This is a genomic window from Lactobacillus sp. A27, from assembly GCF_016742815.1.
Taxonomy (GTDB): Bacteria; Bacillota; Bacilli; order Lactobacillales; family Lactobacillaceae; genus Lactobacillus; species Lactobacillus gallinarum.
Genome location: NZ_JAEHNT010000103.1, coordinates 24,328 through 41,920, shown reverse-complemented (window position 1 = coordinate 41,920; position 17,593 = coordinate 24,328). Strand labels below are relative to the sequence as shown.

Genomic DNA, 17,593 nt, shown 5'->3' with positions numbered 1-17,593 from the left:
TAGAAAAAGAACGATGATTTTCGCGAAGAATTTCATCGTTCTTTTTTCATGGCCTAGGATTTAGTTTTTTCCCAGACACTTTTAAACGTAAAGTAAAACGGAAAAATACATTAAAATTGAACCTAACATGACGAATAAATGCCAAACCGTATGGATAAATGGCACATTACGCATACTGAATAAAATCGCTCCGACCGTATAAGCAATACCACCACTGACTAATAGCCAAAAGCCTGTTGGGCTAAGACGCACATACAAGTATGAACCGGATAAAATTACTAACCAGCCCATAGCAACGTAAAGTACGGTGTCGAGAATTACATGCTTTCCCCGGTTGAAAATATAATAGATGATTCCAAAGATCGTTAATCCCCAGATCAAGCCAAATAATGTCCAACCCCATGCACCGCCAATTGCAACTAAAGAGTATGGGGTATATGAACCTGCAATCAAGAGAAAAATTGAAGAATGGTCGAAAATCTGGAAGACATTTTTAGCTCGCGTAAAAACTAAACTATGATATAAAGTTGAAAACAAATATAACAAGACTAGGCATGAACCATAAATAGTAAAAGTTACTATGCGCATGGGACTGCCAGTATGTGCAGCTTTAACAATTAAAACTACTAAGCCTGCAACAGCTAGACCAAAGCCGATGCCATGTGTAATAGCACTAAAAATGTTATCAAGTAAATAGTATCTTTCCGATCTTAATTTTGGCTCCTGCCAAAGTTTTTTCATTTTTGTGATGCAACAATCCAACAATCCAATCATTCCTTTTTTCTTCTGGAAAATTTTTGATATACTAACTATATGTTACTTGCTCATATTTTATCATAAAAATTAAAGTGAGCATCTTAGAATAGGGGTCGAATACATTGTCAAAAATTAAAATTATGACAGATTCCTCAGTTCAATTAACTGAAGAAGAAATAAAAAAATATGATATTACTGTTGTACCTTTGTCAGTAACTATTGATGGTAAGACATATGTTGACGGTGTAGATATTACTAGACGCGACTTTATTGAAAGAATGGATGAAGGCAGTGATGTGCCTAAGACCAGTCAGCCTCCAATTGGTCGCTTTGTAGAAACAATTAAAAAGTTGACTGCTGATGGCAGTGAAGTGTTAGGAATCTTTTTGGCTAAGTCTCTTAGTGGAACAATCGATGCCGCTAAGCAAGCAGCTCAAATGGTTCCTGATGCTAAGGTTGTATGCCATGATTCTGGTTATACAGATCGAAGCGAAGGCTATGAAGTCCTTGCTGCAGCTAAAGATGCTCAAGCAGGCAAGTCTATTGATGAAATCTTGGATCATCTGAAGAAAATGGAAGACAATATGTATTTGGAAATGATGATTCCTGATTTAACCAATATTGTAAAAGGCGGCCGACTTGGAAAATTGGCTAGTCGTGTAGTCAGCATGTTAAATATTAGAATCTTCTTGCAAATGAAGAATGGGAAAGTCTTAGTACCTAAAAAGGGACGGGGCAAGAAATTCACCGAAAAGTTTAATGATATGTTGGTTGACCAATTGAAGGAATTGGGCGATCAGGTTAAGCAAGTAGGTATTTCATATGTTGATACACTAGATGATATGGAAAAATTAGCTGCTCGTTTTAAGGAAGTAAATCCTAATTTAGATATTTTGATTCGAGAAACTAGTCCAATTATTATTACTCATGCAGGTCATGGTGCCTACGCAGTTATGTTTTATACGGAGTAAAAATGGCTTATCGAGAAAGTTTTTATCGTTATTTGATGACGCAGCGTGATGCGGATTCTTCAGATGAAATAGCACAATTTGCGAATAACGCACAGCATGATCTGACTTTTCCTAAGCAGGAACAAGATTATGAAAAATTGTCAGATTATTTAGAACTTAATGCTAGTTATTTACCAAGTATGTCTATTTTTGATCGTGCATATAGAATGTACGAAGACAAAATGATGTATTAAGCCCAAGCCTCTGTTGCCTGGGCTTTTTCATTGGATGAGAAATAAAATGAAAGTAATGATTTTTATTGGGGTGATCGTCTTTGCTGTTGCCATGGCAACGATGATCCAGCAACGATTTTTACAAAAAATATCAGTTAATTATATTGCCCTAGTTATTGGGATGGCGATTGCGTTAGTGCCGCAGCCCAATCTTTTAATTGAAAATTTTAATTCAGAAGTCTTTTTGGGCTTGATTGTCGCACCGCTCTTATTTTTTGAGGGCCAAAGAACCCGGCTATATAGTATTTTACGTAGCTGGCGTGCAATCGTTGGCTTAACGGTAGTAATGATCGTGTTAGCAACAGTTGTAGCAGGATTGGGAGTTTATGCTATAGGACTTTTTCTGCCACTATCATTTATTTTGGCAGCTGTTTCTACACCAACAGATGCAACGGCAACTGAATCAGTCATTCACGGGCTAAAGCTGCCTAAAAAAATTAGTTTTTATCTTAAAGATGAATCTTTATTTAATGATGCGTCCGGTATTATACTGCTCAATATGGCAGTAGATTGGTATATTCATAAGCAGCTTCATGTTGGTGAAGCGATTATTGATTTCCTTTATTCTGCTGGTGGTGGAATTGTGCTAGGAATTTTAATCGCGGCTATTCTAGTCTTTTTGAGGCAAAAGAGCTTCAGATCAAAATACCATTTGGTATCTGATGTAAAGATGCCCATGGAAGTTTTATTCTTTTTGACACCTTTTATTATTTATTTTGTAGCTGAAGAAATTCATGTTTCAGGGATCATAGCTGTGGTAGCTGCAGGTTTACTTCACAACGTAGAATCTGAGCGTAGTCGTTTAACGAATGCATCGATTTTTTACAGTAATCACCAATTTTCACAATTAATAATTGATATTTTAAATGGTGCTGTCTTTTTGCTTTTAGGAATTATTATTATTCGATCAATGCGCGATGATGTTTTCAATCAACAGACGATTGAGGCAATTTTAATTGGTATAATTTTATATGTTGCGAATTTGGCAGTGCGCTTTTTCTATTGTCGATTTTCACCATCAATTAAAGGAAAAGTCAGTTCAAAGGACGCATTAATCTTTAGTTTAGGTGGAATTCATGGTGCAGTGACTTTTGCCTTGGCTTATACTTTAAGTGAAATGAGCGTTAATATTGCTGATTTTCATTTGATTTTAGTTAGTGAAATTGTATTGATTTTATTAAGTTTAATAGTTCCTACAGTTGTGTTTAGATTTATTTTGGAAAAAGATAAGCCTGATTTAGATCAAAGGAAAGAAGTAAATCGTGTACGCAAGGCGATGGTTCATTATGCACTAAAGCAGATGAATCAGATTTATTTGCCTAAAAAGATTCGCAAGCAGCTAGATTTCGATTTGCGAACACAAATGAATCAAACTTCTATTAAGGATTTTATTAGAGAAGTTAAATATACTGTTAAACAAAAAGAATTAACAGATGATCAAAAAGAATTTAGAGCGGAAGTTTATCGCTATGCTTTTAGACAAGAACGTAATTATTTAGGAAAAATTGCACAGCAAGAACAAGAGTATCGGCATGGCTTTTTGGTATTATATCGAGAAATTTTGATTGCGGAAGTAATTTTCTTAGGTGATGAAGAAGAATAATATTAAAGAAAGAAGAGATAATATGGCAACAATTCAATGGTATCCAGGTCACATGAATAAGGCTCGAAATCAGCTCGAAGACAAATTAGGCTTGATCGATGTTTTAGTTGAAGTTCTTGATGCTAGAATTCCCGAATCATCAAGAAATCCAATGATAGAAGAATTAGTAGGCAATAAGCCTCATATTATTATTTTGAATAAAGCAGATTTAGCTGATCCTGCTTTAACTAAAAAGTGGGCCACTAAATTAAGTGGACCAGGTAAATATGTCTTGGCTATTGATTCACTGCATAATACCAATATGCAAAAGTTAATCTCAATGGTTAAAAAAGCTGCTGCAGAAAAGACTAAAAAACTGGAAGCTAGAGGTGCCTCAAATCCTACGATTAGAATAGCTCTTGCAGGTATTCCTAACTGCGGCAAATCGACCATCATTAATCGCTTAGTAGGACGCAATGTGGCTGAAGTAGGTAATAAGCCGGGCGTTACGAAAGGCCAAAGATGGCTAAAGACCAGTAGTAATATTCAAGTTTTGGATACACCGGGTATCTTATGGCCTAAGTTTTCAGACCAAGAAGTTGGTTATAAGTTGGCTGCCTTTGGTGCAATTAAGGATAGCGTATTTCATGCTGATGATGTGGCTTTATATGTACTTGAGAATTTACGCCAGCACTATTTGAAAGATTTGACTAAGTTTTCTAAGTTAAATAGTGCAGATATTGAGAATTTGTCAGATCCGGATATTCTTTTAGCAATGACTGAAAAATATGGTATGCGTGATGATTATGATAGATTTTCACTATTTATGTTGCAGCGATTACGTAAGGGCGCAATTGGAAGAATTACGTTAGATAGGCCAAGCAATGACAATTAAAGAAGTAAAAGAATTATTATCATCAAATGATGTAACTGAGGCTCAATTAGCGGAATTAGAAAAAGATCCTCGGGTGGGCGTACAGAAATTAATAGTTAGTTATCGAAAAAAGCAAGCTAAGTTATTAGCAAAGAAAGAAGCTTTTTTAGAACGCTTTTCATATGAAAAACAATTTTGGCAAAAAGGAGAATTAGTCGCTGGCGTTGATGAAGTTGGTCGTGGACCTTTGGCTGGGCCAGTAGTCACAGCTGCTGTGATTATTGATCATAATTTTGATTTATTAGAAGTGAATGATTCTAAAAAATTAAGCCCTGAAAAAAGACTGCAACTTTATCCTAAGATTTTGTCAGAAGCTGTCAGCGTCGGAATTGGCGTCAAAAGTGCCGCTGTAATTGATCAGATTAATATCTATGAAGCAGACCGTCAGGCGATGGCTCAAGCAGTAAAAGCTCTTGATGTAAAACCTGATGCACTTTTGGTTGATGCTATGAATGTACCAATAGATATACCCCAAATTGAGTTGATCAAGGGGGATGCTAAATCCAATTCTATTGCAGCTGCGTCTATTGTTGCTAAGGTATTTCGGGATAAATTGATGGATGATTATGATAAAATTTATCCACAATATGGTTTTCCTAGAAATGCGGGTTATGGCACTAAGGAACATATTGAAGCGTTAAAGAAATATGGTCCAACTCCGATTCACCGTAAGACTTTTGCTCCTGTAAGTGATTTTTTTAAATAAAATTCGATTTTAAAAGAAAAAAGCCTCTTTTTTTGCGTAATAAATAGTGGAGGCTTTTTATGAAAAAGAAAGAATTTTTATTAAGACTAAAATTGCAAAAGGGTGTCGGCTACGTAAAATTATTAACGATTGCCAATCAAATGAAGCCGGGATTAGAAATTGAAATTGATGATTTAAACGAGATGGATTTATCAGAAAAATTGATAAATGCATGTCAATTGGCTTTTAATGATGATAAATTAGCCAAACTGACTAGCCAAATTGAGCGGCAATGTATTGTAATTAGTTTCTTTGATGAAGAGTATCCTGAAAAACTCCGGCAGATTTATCGTCCGCCTTTAATTTTATTTGCACAGGGAAATTTGTCTTTATTAAAGAAGGATATCGTAACGATTGTTGGTTCACGTTATCCGACACGATACAGCAGGGATGTAATTAATCGATTAGTTCCAAATTTGCTTGATCAAAATAAAGTAATTGCTAGCGGTTTAGCTAGGGGAGTAGATGCCTTGGCACATGAAGCCACTTTAAAAAATGAAGGTCGTACTATTGCCGTAGTTGGCAATGGCTTGAACCATTCTTATCCTACAGAAAATTATTCCTTGCAAGAGCAAATAAAAAATAATGGTTTAATTATTAGTGAATACCTGCCAGATACGCCGCCGAGGCCCTATAGATTTCCCGAGCGTAACAGGATTCTTGCTGGTTTGAGTGAAAGTATCATTGTTACAGAGGCCAAAGAAAAGTCTGGTTCACTAATTACTGCGAGCTTAGGATTACAAGAAAATAGAGATATTTATGCGGTCCCTGGTCCAATTACTAGTAAGTTGTCGGCAGGTCCTAATCAGTTGATTGAAGCGGGTGCTACACCAATTGTTGATTTTAAATTCAAAAACGAAAAGATTTGACAATTAACAAAGTATTATTTATCTTTGGACTGTATAAAGTAAAAAATAATATTTAAATAAGGAGGCATTTAATGCCTACTAAAGCAAAAAGTAAATCAAAAACTAAAAAACGTAAAAAAACTTTAGTCATTGTGGAATCTCCTGCAAAGGCTAAAACTATTGAAAAATATTTGGGTAGAAATTATCACGTTATTGCCTCAAAAGGCCATATTCGTGATTTACCTAAGTCTCAAATGGGGATTGACTTTGAAGATAACTATAAGCCAAAGTATATTTCCATTCGTGGCAAAGGTGACACAATTAAAGAACTTAAAAGCGAAGCTAAAAAAGCTAAAGAAGTCTACTTGGCATCCGACCCTGATCGTGAAGGGGAAGCTATTGCTTGGCACGTTGCGCATGCTCTTAATTTAGATGAGAATGCCAAAAACCGAGTAACTTTTAACGAAGTTACCAAAGATGCGGTTAAAGAAAGTTTTAAGCATCCACGAACAATCGATATGGATACTGTTGATGCTCAACAAGCTCGTCGTGTTCTTGACCGAATCGTAGGTTACTCACTTTCCCCAATTTTATGGGCTAAAGTAAAAAAAGGTTTGAGTGCTGGTCGTGTTCAATCTGTTGCTTTGAAGCTAGTTATTGATCGTGAAAAAGAGATTAAGAACTTCAAGCCTAAGGAATACTGGACAATTGATGCCGAGTTTGCAAAAGACAAAGAAAAGTTTAAGTCTGCTTTTTATGGTGTTGATGGCAAGAAGACAGAATTGCCAAATATTGATGCAGTTAAAGAAGTTTTAGCAAAGATTGATAAGAAGAAGGACTTTATTGTTGAAAAAGTTGTTTCTCGTCAACGTCGCAGACAGCCTGCTGCACCATTTACTACTTCAACTATGCAACAAGAAGCTAATAAACGCTTAGGCTATAGAACTCGTAGAACTATGAGCATTGCACAGCAATTATATGAAGGAATTAGTCTAGGCAAGCAGGGCACTGTTGGTTTAATCACCTATATGAGAACTGACTCTAAACGAACTTCTCCAGTTGCTCAACAAGAAGCCTCAAAGTTCTTGCATGAAAATTATGGAGCAGAATTTGCTGCTAAGAGTCAAAGACATTTTAAGAATCAGGAAGATGCTCAAGATGCCCACGAAGCAATTCGTCCAACTAGCGTATATAGAACTCCTGAATCATTAAAGGATGTTTTAACTAAAGAGCAATACCGTTTGTATAAACTAATCTGGTCACGTTTCTTAGCTAGTGAAATGACTCCTGCTGTTTATGACACTGTTAGAGCAGATATTGTGCAAAATGGCGTAATTTTTAGAACTACTGGTTCAAAAATGAAATTTGCTGGTTTTACTAAAGTTTATGATAATCAGCAAGAAAAGAATGTTGAATTGCCAGACTTGCAAGAAGGCGATCAAGTTAAAATGACCAAGTCAGATAACAAGCAGCACTTTACTTTGCCCCCTGCTCGTTATACTGAAGCTAGCTTGGTTCACGCTCTAGAAGAAAATGGTGTTGGACGTCCATCAACTTATGCACCTACAATTGATACCATTCAACGTCGCTATTACGTCAAGTTAGATGGTCGTTCAATTGTTCCAACTGAATTAGGTGAAATTGTTGATACATTAGTTGAAGAATTTTTCCCAGACATTGCTAATGTAGACTATACTGCTCATCTTGAGAATGAATTAGATGAAGTCGAAGATGGTAAAAAGCAATGGGTAAGTGTAGTTGACGAATATTACCAACCATTTAAGAAGGAATTGAACAAAGCAGATAGCGAAATTCAAAAGGTACAAATTAAAGACGAACCAGCTGGATTTAACTGCGATATCTGTGGTGCACCGATGGTAATTAAGATGGGACGTTATGGCAAGTTCTATGCATGTTCACGTTTCCCAGATTGTCGTAATACTAAACCAATTGTGAAGAAGATTGGTGTGGTTTGTCCTAAGTGTGGTAAAGGTGAAGTGGTAGAAAAGAAATCACGTAGAAATCGCAAATTCTATGGCTGTTCACGTTATCCAGAATGTGATTTTGTATCATGGGACAAACCAATTGGCAGGAACTGCCCTAACGATGGTCATTTCTTAGTAGAAAAGCATTCGAAGAAAGGACCAGTTATCTTGTGTCCAAATGGTAATTACCGTGAGGAACCACAAGAAAATGAAGATAAATAAAATTAAGAATAAGGTGATTTAATGCCCAAAAATGTAACTGTAATCGGAGCAGGTCTTGCTGGAAGTGAAGCAACCTGGCAATTAGCTAAGCGTGGAATTCACGTTGACCTGTACGAAATGCGTCCTCAAAAAGAGACGCCTGCACATGAAACCGGCGAATTTGCGGAATTAGTCTGCACAAACTCCATGCGTTCTAATCAGTTGTCTAATGCAGTAGGACTTTTAAAAGAAGAAATGCGTCATCTTGATTCATTGATTATGAAAGCCGCTGATAAGACCCAAGTTCCTGCTGGTGGAGCATTAGCAGTGGATCGTGACAGTTTTAGTAAATACGTAACTGATACTTTGCGTGGCTTAGATAATGTCACAGTTCATGAGGAAGAAATTACTGAAATTCCGGCAGAAGGCATCACTATTATTGCCACTGGTCCTTTAACCAGTGACGCATTGGCTGAGCAAATTCAGAAGTTTTCTGGTACAGATAGTCTGCACTTCTTTGATGCCGCTGCTCCAATTGTAGCTGCGGATTCAATTGATATGAATATTGTTTATAAAAAATCACGCTACGACCGCGGAGAAGCTGCTTACTTAAATTGTCCAATGAACAAGGAACAATATGAAAACTTCACTCGTGAATTAATTAAAGCAGAAACTGCTCAATTACATGGTTTTGAAAAGAATGATGTTTTTGAAGGTTGTATGCCAATTGAAGTTATGGCCGCTCGAGGTGCTAAGACGATGTTGTTTGGACCGCTTAAACCAGTAGGTCTGGAAGATCCTCATACCGGTGAAACACCATATGCAGTAGTCCAACTTCGTCAAGATAATGCTGCTGCTTCAATGTATAACATCGTTGGTTTCCAAACTCACTTGAAGTATGGTGAACAAAAGAGGGTCTTTTCTATGATTCCTGGACTTGAAAATGCTCGTTTTGTTCGTTACGGCAAGATGCACAGAAATACTTATATGGCTTCTCCAGACGTGTTGACTGCTAGTTACGAAGCTAAGAAGCGTCCTGGATTGTTCTTTGCAGGACAGATGACAGGTGTTGAAGGCTACGTTGAAAGTGCAGGAAGTGGCTTAGTAGCCGGAATTAACGCTGCACGTGAAGCTTTAGGTGAGGAGCCAATTGCCTTTCCTAAAGACACTGCATTAGGGTCAATGGCAAATTATGTTACTACTACTAGTGCCAAGCATTTTCAACCAATGAATGCTAGTTTTGCGCTTTTACCTGCCTGGGAAGGTAAGAAGATCCGTAAAAAGCGTGAACGTCACGAAAAAATTAGTGAACGTGGTATCGAAAGCATAGATAAATTTAAAGCGGAAGTTTTAGATTAATGTCAGAAAAACAAGATGAATTAACTCATTTTATTTCTTATTTACAAAATGAGCGACATTATAGTGATTTAACTATTTCTTCTTATCAAACCGACTTGTTAGAAGCTAAAAAATTTTGGCAAAATAATGGTGGCTTTGATGGCTGGAAGAATGTGCAAGAACGTGATATTCAGATTTATTTACAAAATTTAGCTGATCGTAAATTAGCACGTAGCAGTCAAGCGCGACAAATGTCGAGTTTACATTCATTTTTCCGCTTTTTAACGCGAAGAAAATTTATCCAGATTGATCCCACACAGGGAATTGCCCTAAGACGTGGGGAGAAAAAATTACCAGAATTTTTTTACGAGAACGAGCTGAAGCAGGTATTTGACTCACTGAAAGGTAATCAGCCTTTGACAGTGCGTAATTTGGCATTATTTGAACTGTTTTACGCTACGGGGATGCGTGTAAGTGAAGTTAGCAATTTAACCTTGCATCAAATAGATCTTAATTTACAAACGATTTTGGTCCATGGTAAAGGAAATAAAGATCGTTACGTTGCTTTTGATGATCATACAAAAAAATCGCTAGTTAAGTATCTTGAAGATGCACGACCTAATTTATTAAAAAATGATGCTGAACAGCATGTTTTTTTAAGTAATTTAGGCAAGCCTTTGAGCAAACGCGGAATTGAATATGTGATGCAAAAAACTTTTAATCAGGCTGGAATAAGTGGAAAAGTTCACCCTCATGAGTTGCGTCATACTTTTGCAACCGCTATGCTTAATAATGGGGCGGATTTACGCAGCGTCCAAGAACTATTAGGACACAGTAGTTTATCTGCTACCCAGATTTATACGCATGTTACAATGGCGCATTTAAAATCAGATTATGAAAAATACTTCCCTCGTAATAAAGAAAGTTGAGGTTTAATATGACAACAATTTGTTCAGTAAGATTTAATGGAAAAACTGCAATTGCAGGTGATGGACAAGTTACTTTAGGTGAAAAGGTAATCGCTAAGGCAACTGCACGTAAGATTCGTCGTATTTACCATGATCGTGTAATTATTGGTTTTGCCGGTGGTGTTGCTGACGCTGTTAGCTTGCAAGATATGCTTGAAGGCAAGCTTGAAGCATATAGTGGTGATCTTCGTCGTGCAGCCGTAGAAATGGCTCAAGCATGGCGTAAGGATCCAACTTTGCAAAAATTAAACGCAATGTTAATCGCATTTAATGATAAAGATTTGTTACTAATTTCAGGTAATGGTGAAGTTCTTGAACCAGATGAAAACGTTGTGGCAATTGGTTCAGGAGGTAACTTTGCACAAGCAGCAGCTATTGCAATGACACGTCATGCAAATGATATGCAAGCTGATGAAATCGCTCATGAAGCTGTAAAAATTGCCTCAGGAATCGATGTCTTTACTGATGATCATATTGTTACCGATGAAATTTAAGGAGTAAAGTATGGCTATTAAAACACCAAAAGAAATAGTTAAGATCTTAAACGAATATATTATCGGTCAAGATGAAGCTAAAAAGTCAGTTGCAATTGCTCTTTATAACCGTTATCGTAGAATGCAATTGTCTAAGCAAATGCAACATGAAATTACACCTAAAAACTTGCTAATGGCAGGTCCTACAGGTGTTGGTAAAACTGAAATTGCTCGTCGTTTAGCTTCAATTGTAGAAGCACCATTTGTTAAGGTAGAAGCTACTAAATTTACTGAAGTAGGTTACGTTGGTCGTGATGTTGAATCAATGGTCCGTGATTTAGTAGGCGAAGCCGTACGTATGGAAGAAAAGGATCAATTTGCGCGTGTAAAGCCTCAAGCTACTAAAGAAGCTAACAAGCAATTGGTTCGTTTGCTTGCTCCTGGTGTTAAGCGTGAAAAGCGTGGAAACCAAATGCAACAAATGCAAGACATGATGTCTATGCTAATGGGCGGTGCAAATCCAAATAATCAAAATGGCGATCAAGAAGAAGTAACTGATGAAGTTAGAAATCAGCGGATGGATGTTGCTGAAAAGCTAAATAAAGGTTTGCTTGAAGATCGTGAAGTAACCATTGAAGTTGAACAAGCTCCTAAAGCTAATCCAATGAGTGACATGATGGGACAAATGGGAATGGACATGGGTTCCATGCTTAATGACATTATGCCAAAGAAGAAGGTTAAGCGTACTTTATCTGTTCGTGACGCACGTGAAGTCTTGATTCAAGAAGAATCACGTAAGATGGTAGATTATGATACTATTTATCAACGCGCTATTGAGAGAAGCCAAAATAATGGTATTATCTTTATCGATGAAATTGACAAAATTATTGCTGGTAACAAGCGTAATTCTGGTGAAGTTTCTCGTGAAGGTGTACAAAGAGATATTTTGCCAATCGTTGAAGGTTCAACCGTAAATACTAAGTATGGTCCTGTTTCAACTGATCATATTTTATTTATTGCTGCTGGTGCCTTTGCAGAAAGCAAGCCAAGTGATTTGATTCCGGAATTGCAAGGTCGTTTTCCAATTAGAGTAGAACTTAATGCATTGACTAAGGAAGACTTTGTCAAGATTTTAAAGGATCCACAAAATTCATTGCTTAAGCAATATATTGCTTTAATGAAGGCTGATGGTATTAAGTTAATCTTTACTCAAGAAGCAGTTGATAAGATTGCTCAAATTGCCTTTGATGTTAACCAGGGGACAGACAATATTGGTGCCAGACGTCTTTCTACTATTCTTGAAAAATTACTTGAAGATGTTCTCTATGAAGGTCCTGATATGGAAATGGGCGAAATTACCATTACTGAAGCATACGTTGAAGAAAAATTACATGACATTATCATGAACAAGGACTTAACTAAGTTCATTTTATAATTTATAAATTAAGTAACAGCTGATTATCCAGCTGTTTTTTGTTAAAAGCATCTGTTTTGTTTAATGATTAATGTTAAAATATAGGTAATCAAAGCGATTACATTATATTTTTGATATTATTAAATAAGCTAAGTAAGGACAAATTAAGTTATGGATTATACTATTGAAAATAATATGATTAAAGTTGTAATCTCAGATCAAGGTGCTGAGATTCAAAGTGTTAAAAGTGTTCATACTGGTGAAGAATTTATGTGGCAAGCTGATCCTAAAGTTTGGGAAAGACATGCACCGGTTCTTTTCCCAATTGTAGGTAGACTTAAGAATGACGAATATACTTATAAGGGTAAGACTTACCATTTAGGACAACATGGTTTTGCAAGAGATTCTAAGTTTGAGGTTGAAAATCATACTCAAGAAAGTATCACATTCTTGTTAAAAGATAACGAAGAAACCCATAAGGTTTATCCTTTCAAATTTGAATTTAGAGTAAATTATAATTTGATGAATAATTTACTTGAAGAAAACTTTAGCGTTTTAAATAAATCTGATGACACTATGATCTTTGGTGTTGGCGGACATCCAGGATTTAACTTGCCAATAAAAGATGATGAAAAGAAGGAAGATTACTTCTTCGATATGCATCCATCTGTAGCTCGTGTGAAAATTCCTTTAAAGAACGCATTCCTTGATTGGAATAACCGCTCATTAGCTTCAACTGATAGTTTTATTTCCTTGAGTGATGAATTATTTAAGAATGATGCTTTAATTTATGAATTACATGGACACGATAATAAAGTATCACTTAGAACTGACAAGAGTAAATTCCATATTAATGTTTGGACCAGAAATGCACCATTTGTTGGTATTTGGTCACAATATCCTAAGACAGCGGATTATGTATGTATTGAGCCATGGTGGGGAATTGCTGACAGAGATGATGCAGATGGTCAATTAGAACATAAATATGGCATGAATCATTTGGAACCTAATAAAGAATTTCAAGCCGGTTTTAGTATGACGTTCCACTCAGATGCAGATCCTGAAGAATAAAAATAATTTGAATATTTGACTTTAAAAGCTTTCCGATTGGAAGGCTTTTTTGTTTTTTGAGAAAAAATAAAAATAAATTTAACGGCTTTCATTGTTTAAATAAAGCAATTTTAAGATTTTCTATACGAAATTGAACTATTGACATTTTAAATGAAAGTAATATGATTTGTTTATCAAATAATTTGAATATCAAACTATTTGATAAACAAAATAAAGAGGTGAACTAAAGGATCTTGAATGCCGTAGAAATAGAACGGCTAACTGGACGTAGTGAGCCGCTTAGTTTAGTAGATTGTGTTCTTGAAAAAAATTCGAATGAATTAACTGCATTGACGAATGTAACGATGAATGAAGAATTTTTTCAAGGGCACTTTCCGGGTAATCCGGTGATGCCAGGAGTATTGATCGTTGAAGCGTTAGCGCAGGGATGTGAAGTATTGCTTGATAATGATCGATCTGCTTTGAAACTGAGTCAAATTAAAAAGGCTCGTTTTAGAGAAATGGTTAAGCCAGGAGATCAGTTAACAATTAAAGTTAAACGTAAGCTTAAAGACGAATTTATTTTTAAAACTGAAGCATATATCCAAGATAAGCTTGTTTGTAGTGCAGAACTTTCTTTCTCTTAAATAATTTAAATGATTTTGTTTTATAATTTAAGTTGAATATAAACGATAAAGGAACTAGATTATGAAACACTTATATCAAGAGATAAATGATGCGCTTTACAACACTTATTACGGTATTAATCGCATTGAAGAAGAAGAACTTAAAAAGAGTCAGTTCAAAGATTTAACTGTTAAAGAGTTACATGCAATCGATGCGATTACGATGTATGATCATCTAACCGTTTCGCAAGTGGCCGATAAGTTGCACTTGTCACGTGCTACAGTTACTTCGACAGTCGATCGGCTTGTCCGTAAGGGATATGCAGAAAGAATTCGTGATGAAAAAGATCGCAGAGTAGTTCGATTAGCTTTAACCAAAAAAGGACGAGTATTATGCCGTGCTTATCATGCTTATCACAACATGATGGTTAAAAGCTTTTTGCAGAATTTAAATGATGATGAATTACAAACGATCTATCACGCTTTTAAAAATTTGGAGAAATTCGTCAATTCACACTAGATGGGATTGAAAAACGTGAAAGATGTTGAGTTTATAGCTACTAGTTTTGCAGTGCCTGAACGAGTTGTTACAAATGATCAATTGGCTTCATTCATGGATACTTCTGATGAATGGATTAGTAAGCGGACTGGAATCAGACGAAGACATATAAGTACAGAGGAAAATACTTCTTCGTTAGCATTTCGTGCGGTAGAGAAGTTACAAGAAAAAAGCAACTTTTCTCCGGACGAAATTGACTTAATTATTGTGGCGACAATGTCACCTGATAATATGACTCCGAGTACCGCGGCGATGGTCCAAGGAATGTTGGGAGCAAAGAATGCCGTTGCCTTTGATTTGTCTGCAGCTTGTTCAGGCTTTTCTTATGCTATTTCTGTAGCTCGTAATATTTTGCTTAGCAATCACTGGCACAAAGCGATTGTAATCGGTGCGGAAGTTTTATCTAAGTTGATTGATTGGCATGATCGTTTGACAGCCGTTTTGTTTGGCGATGGTGCTGGAGCTGCATTACTAAGTGTAAGCAATGATCAGCATTTATTAGGCCAGGATTTAAAAACTTTTGGAAATATGGGTAATAAGTTAACTGCTGGTCATACTAAGCCGAAAAAGGATTTGCTTGAAAATGATCGAAAAATGTCTGCTTTTGAGATGGACGGTCGAGAAGTATATCGTTTCGCAACGCATCAAGTTCCTAAATCTATTTTACTGGCCGCTCAACAAGCTAATGTTAATTTGGATGAAATAGATCATTTTTTATTGCATCAGGCTAATGAACGAATAATTAAGGAAGTCGCTAAAAAATTGGATCAACCACTAAGCAGGTTCCCAATGAATATTGCTGAATACGGCAATACTGCTGCAGCCAGTGAGGCAATTCTCTTAGCAGAATGTGTAGCTAATAAAGTAATTAAGAAAGGCGATTTAGTCGCCATGAGTGGTTTTGGCGGAGGATTAACCGTAGCCACACTAATATTTAAATTTTAGAAAATAAGAGGTAAAAGTAATGACTAAAGAAGAAATTTTAAAAGATGTTCAAGAAATTGCACAAGACGAATTAGATGTTGAACCTGAAAAGATCACTATGGACACTAATATTAAAGAAGATTTAGATGCCGATAGTTTAGATTTATTTGAAATCTTGAATGAACTTGAAGATAAATATGACATTGAACTTGACGCTGATGATAGTATTCAAACTATTAGTCAATTAGTTGATTTTGTTAAGGATCAAATGGACAAGCAAAAATAATGAAGTTCGGTTTACTATTTAGCGGTCAAGGTGCTCAAAGGGCAGGTATGGGAATTAATTTCTTAGCTGATCCGCTTTTTAAAGAAACAGTAGAAATTGCTAGTGAAGCTAGCGGTCAAGATATTGTTGCTGATTTTAAGAGCGAGCATGATGAATTGAAAAAGACAGTTCATGTTCAGCCAGCTTTAGTTGCCTTTGAAGCCGGAATTTATCGGATGTTGCAACGTGATTTGCCAGATTTTAATGCTGCTGGAATGGTGGGTTTATCTTTAGGCGAATATGGGGCAATGATTGCCAGCAAAGCGATTTCTTTAAAAGAGGGAATTAGTTTAGTTAGTGATCGTGCAAAATATATGCAAGAAGATGCTGATCAAGTTTCTAGTAGCATGGCTGCGTTAATCAAGCCAGATGTTGATAAAGTAAATGCAATTTTGACGGCATTGCAAAATACTGACCAACAAGTATATTTTTCTAATTTTAATTCACCTAAGCAAATTGTAATTGGTGGGGAAGAGTCAGCAGTTAAAAAGGCTGTGCAAGAAATTAATGATCAGGAAGCAGCAAAGCGAGCTGTCGAATTAAAACTAAATGGTGCTTTTCATACGCCTTTATTTAACGAGGCAAGCAAAAAAATGCATCAACGACTTGCTAACGTTTCTTTTGCTCAAGTTGAAATCCCAGTAATTTCTAATACTACGGTTAAACCATTTACTGATGACTGGGCTGAAATTATGGAAAGACAATTAGCTGTGCCAACTCATTTTGGTTCTTGTGTGCAATATTTGATAGATCAAGTAGGAATTGACGCTACTCTTGAAATCGGTCCAGGAAAAACTTTATCTAGCTTTGCACGACAAGTTGACCGCAAACTTGAACACTATCATATTGGTAATTTGACAGATTATCAAAAATTTATTGAGGAAGAACATGGAATTAAAAAATAAAGTAGTTTTGATTACTGGTTCAACCCGTGGCATTGGTCAAGCGATGGCTTTAGCGTTCGCTAAGGCGGGTGCAAAGGTCATTATTAATGGACGACATGAACAACTGAGCGACGAATTTAAGGCTATTCTAGATAGTGAAAACGCGGAATATCAGTATTTATCTGCTGATTTAGCACAAACAGATTTAAAAGAGTTTGCTAAAAAAGCATGGGATCTATATGGGAAAATTGACGTGTTAATCAATAACGCTGGTATTAATCGCGATAAAATGTTGATCGGGATGCGTGAAGCGGATTTCGATCAAGTTATTAATCTTGATCTGCGAGTTCCTTTCTTTTTAACTAAGGCAATTATTAAAAAGATGAATAAAGAGCGTAGCGGCGTGGTTATCAACATGTCCAGTATAGTCGGCTTACATGGCAATGCAGGACAAGCTAATTATGCTGCAGCTAAGGCAGGTCTAGTCGGTTTTACCAAAGCAGCAGCACGTGAAGCAGCTATGCGTAATATTCGTGTGAATGCCATTGCACCAGGAATGATTAATACTGATATGACTGCTGAATTATCAGACAGAGTAAAAAAGAATATTTTAGAGCAGATACCATTAACTCGTCTAGGTGAGGCTAACGAAGTGGCAGAGACTGCTATTTTTTTGGCACAAAATGACTATATTACGGGTCAAACTATCGTGGTTGATGGTGGAATGACAATGTAGGA

19 protein-coding genes are annotated in these 17,593 nt (G+C 36.3%); 18 read left to right on the top strand and 1 reads right to left on the bottom strand.

What is annotated here, in order from left to right; genetic code table 11:
- Positions 1-81: 81 nt before the first annotated feature.
- A complete protein-coding gene (trhA, locus tag JEM49_RS09505; RefSeq protein ID WP_035434335.1) occupies positions 82-741 on the bottom strand; it encodes a PAQR family membrane homeostasis protein TrhA in 660 nt (219 codons plus the stop codon).
- 137 nt (positions 742-878) lie between these two features.
- On the opposite strand from trhA, the gene JEM49_RS09500 reads away from it, so the two are divergent.
- The 18 genes from JEM49_RS09500 (at position 879) to JEM49_RS09415 (ending at position 17,591) form a co-directional block, all read left to right on the top strand.
- Entirely contained in the window at positions 879-1,727 is an 849-nt protein-coding gene (locus tag JEM49_RS09500) for a DegV family protein (protein WP_087235574.1), read from the top strand.
- Positions 1,728-1,729: 2 nt separating this feature from the next.
- A complete protein-coding gene (locus JEM49_RS09495) occupies positions 1,730-1,960 on the top strand; it encodes a YozE family protein (protein WP_025005752.1) in 231 nt (76 codons plus the stop codon).
- Between the two features lie 46 nt (positions 1,961-2,006).
- On the top strand, positions 2,007-3,602 hold the full coding sequence (locus tag JEM49_RS09490) for a cation:proton antiporter (protein ID WP_201874792.1): 1,596 nt from the start codon (positions 2,007-2,009) through the stop codon (positions 3,600-3,602).
- Positions 3,603-3,624: 22 nt separating this feature from the next.
- Positions 3,625-4,476: a ribosome biogenesis GTPase YlqF gene (ylqF, locus tag JEM49_RS09485; protein ID WP_201874790.1), complete on the top strand. Its 852-nt coding sequence runs from the start codon at positions 3,625-3,627 to the stop codon at positions 4,474-4,476.
- On the top strand, positions 4,466-5,221 hold the full coding sequence (locus JEM49_RS09480; protein WP_098036278.1) for a ribonuclease HII: 756 nt from the start codon (positions 4,466-4,468) through the stop codon (positions 5,219-5,221). The genes ylqF and JEM49_RS09480 overlap by 11 nt, the downstream gene beginning before the upstream one ends.
- A 59-nt stretch (positions 5,222-5,280) precedes the next feature.
- A complete protein-coding gene (gene dprA / locus JEM49_RS09475) occupies positions 5,281-6,129 on the top strand; it encodes a DNA-processing protein DprA (RefSeq protein WP_087176178.1) in 849 nt (282 codons plus the stop codon).
- Between the two features lie 71 nt (positions 6,130-6,200).
- A complete protein-coding gene (gene topA / locus JEM49_RS09470) occupies positions 6,201-8,315 on the top strand; it encodes a type I DNA topoisomerase (RefSeq protein WP_201874788.1) in 2,115 nt (704 codons plus the stop codon).
- 21 nt (positions 8,316-8,336) lie between these two features.
- Positions 8,337-9,653 carry a methylenetetrahydrofolate--tRNA-(uracil(54)-C(5))-methyltransferase (FADH(2)-oxidizing) TrmFO gene (gene trmFO / locus JEM49_RS09465; RefSeq protein WP_025005758.1) on the top strand — a complete coding sequence of 439 codons (1,317 nt, stop codon included), beginning with the start codon at positions 8,337-8,339 and terminating at the stop codon, positions 9,651-9,653.
- A complete protein-coding gene (xerA, locus tag JEM49_RS09460) occupies positions 9,653-10,561 on the top strand; it encodes a site-specific tyrosine recombinase/integron integrase (protein ID WP_098043677.1) in 909 nt (302 codons plus the stop codon). Before trmFO ends, xerA begins: the two co-directional genes overlap by 1 nt.
- Before the next feature lie 8 nt (positions 10,562-10,569).
- Entirely contained in the window at positions 10,570-11,094 is a 525-nt protein-coding gene (gene hslV, locus JEM49_RS09455) for an HslVU peptidase proteolytic subunit (RefSeq protein WP_014918884.1), read from the top strand.
- A 10-nt stretch (positions 11,095-11,104) separates the two neighbouring features.
- Positions 11,105-12,508: an ATP-dependent protease ATPase subunit HslU gene (gene hslU / locus JEM49_RS09450; RefSeq protein WP_098043678.1), complete on the top strand. Its 1,404-nt coding sequence runs from the start codon at positions 11,105-11,107 to the stop codon at positions 12,506-12,508.
- Positions 12,509-12,658: 150 nt separating this feature from the next.
- Positions 12,659-13,558 (top strand): aldose 1-epimerase family protein, encoded by a 900-nt coding sequence (locus tag JEM49_RS09445; RefSeq protein ID WP_191335526.1) that lies wholly within the window; start codon positions 12,659-12,661, stop codon positions 13,556-13,558.
- Between the two features lie 233 nt (positions 13,559-13,791).
- Complete coding sequence (gene fabZ / locus JEM49_RS09440) at positions 13,792-14,184, top strand: 3-hydroxyacyl-ACP dehydratase FabZ (protein ID WP_162606872.1); 393 nt, start codon at positions 13,792-13,794, stop codon at positions 14,182-14,184.
- Between the two features lie 61 nt (positions 14,185-14,245).
- Positions 14,246-14,683 (top strand): MarR family winged helix-turn-helix transcriptional regulator, encoded by a 438-nt coding sequence (locus JEM49_RS09435; protein WP_087176172.1) that lies wholly within the window; start codon positions 14,246-14,248, stop codon positions 14,681-14,683.
- Positions 14,684-14,698: 15 nt separating this feature from the next.
- A complete protein-coding gene (locus tag JEM49_RS09430) occupies positions 14,699-15,667 on the top strand; it encodes a beta-ketoacyl-ACP synthase III (RefSeq protein WP_241146309.1) in 969 nt (322 codons plus the stop codon).
- Positions 15,668-15,686: 19 nt separating this feature from the next.
- Entirely contained in the window at positions 15,687-15,932 is a 246-nt protein-coding gene (locus JEM49_RS09425; RefSeq protein ID WP_087176170.1) for an acyl carrier protein, read from the top strand.
- Positions 15,932-16,876 carry an ACP S-malonyltransferase gene (locus JEM49_RS09420; RefSeq protein WP_201874786.1) on the top strand — a complete coding sequence of 315 codons (945 nt, stop codon included), beginning with the start codon at positions 15,932-15,934 and terminating at the stop codon, positions 16,874-16,876. The genes JEM49_RS09425 and JEM49_RS09420 overlap by 1 nt, the downstream gene beginning before the upstream one ends.
- The gene (locus JEM49_RS09415) at positions 16,860-17,591 is read left to right on the top strand and encodes a 3-oxoacyl-ACP reductase family protein (RefSeq protein ID WP_087176168.1); all 732 of its coding nucleotides are present in this window, start codon (positions 16,860-16,862) and stop codon (positions 17,589-17,591) included. Before JEM49_RS09420 ends, JEM49_RS09415 begins: the two co-directional genes overlap by 17 nt.
- Positions 17,592-17,593: the final 2 nt, after the last annotated feature.

Excerpts from the sequence above, each read along its gene's own strand:
- JEM49_RS09445 (WP_191335526.1), top strand. The coding sequence starts at position 12,659 with ATGGATTATACTATTGAAAATAATATGATTAAAGTTGTAATCTCAGAT.
- trmFO (WP_025005758.1), top strand. The coding sequence starts at position 8,337 with ATGCCCAAAAATGTAACTGTAATCGGAGCAGGTCTTGCTGGAAGTGAA.
- JEM49_RS09415 (WP_087176168.1), top strand. The coding sequence starts at position 16,860 with ATGGAATTAAAAAATAAAGTAGTTTTGATTACTGGTTCAACCCGTGGC.
- ylqF (WP_201874790.1), top strand. The coding sequence starts at position 3,625 with ATGGCAACAATTCAATGGTATCCAGGTCACATGAATAAGGCTCGAAAT.
- JEM49_RS09435 (WP_087176172.1), top strand. The coding sequence starts at position 14,246 with ATGAAACACTTATATCAAGAGATAAATGATGCGCTTTACAACACTTAT.
- hslV (WP_014918884.1), top strand. The coding sequence starts at position 10,570 with ATGACAACAATTTGTTCAGTAAGATTTAATGGAAAAACTGCAATTGCA.
- trhA (WP_035434335.1), bottom strand. The coding sequence starts at position 741 with ATGAAAAAACTTTGGCAGGAGCCAAAATTAAGATCGGAAAGATACTAT.
- JEM49_RS09420 (WP_201874786.1), top strand. The coding sequence starts at position 15,932 with ATGAAGTTCGGTTTACTATTTAGCGGTCAAGGTGCTCAAAGGGCAGGT.
- JEM49_RS09495 (WP_025005752.1), top strand. The coding sequence starts at position 1,730 with ATGGCTTATCGAGAAAGTTTTTATCGTTATTTGATGACGCAGCGTGAT.
- topA (WP_201874788.1), top strand. The coding sequence starts at position 6,201 with ATGCCTACTAAAGCAAAAAGTAAATCAAAAACTAAAAAACGTAAAAAA.
- xerA (WP_098043677.1), top strand. The coding sequence starts at position 9,653 with ATGTCAGAAAAACAAGATGAATTAACTCATTTTATTTCTTATTTACAA.
- JEM49_RS09480 (WP_098036278.1), top strand. The coding sequence starts at position 4,466 with ATGACAATTAAAGAAGTAAAAGAATTATTATCATCAAATGATGTAACT.
- dprA (WP_087176178.1), top strand. The coding sequence starts at position 5,281 with ATGAAAAAGAAAGAATTTTTATTAAGACTAAAATTGCAAAAGGGTGTC.
- hslU (WP_098043678.1), top strand. The coding sequence starts at position 11,105 with ATGGCTATTAAAACACCAAAAGAAATAGTTAAGATCTTAAACGAATAT.
- JEM49_RS09490 (WP_201874792.1), top strand. The coding sequence starts at position 2,007 with ATGAAAGTAATGATTTTTATTGGGGTGATCGTCTTTGCTGTTGCCATG.
- JEM49_RS09425 (WP_087176170.1), top strand. The coding sequence starts at position 15,687 with ATGACTAAAGAAGAAATTTTAAAAGATGTTCAAGAAATTGCACAAGAC.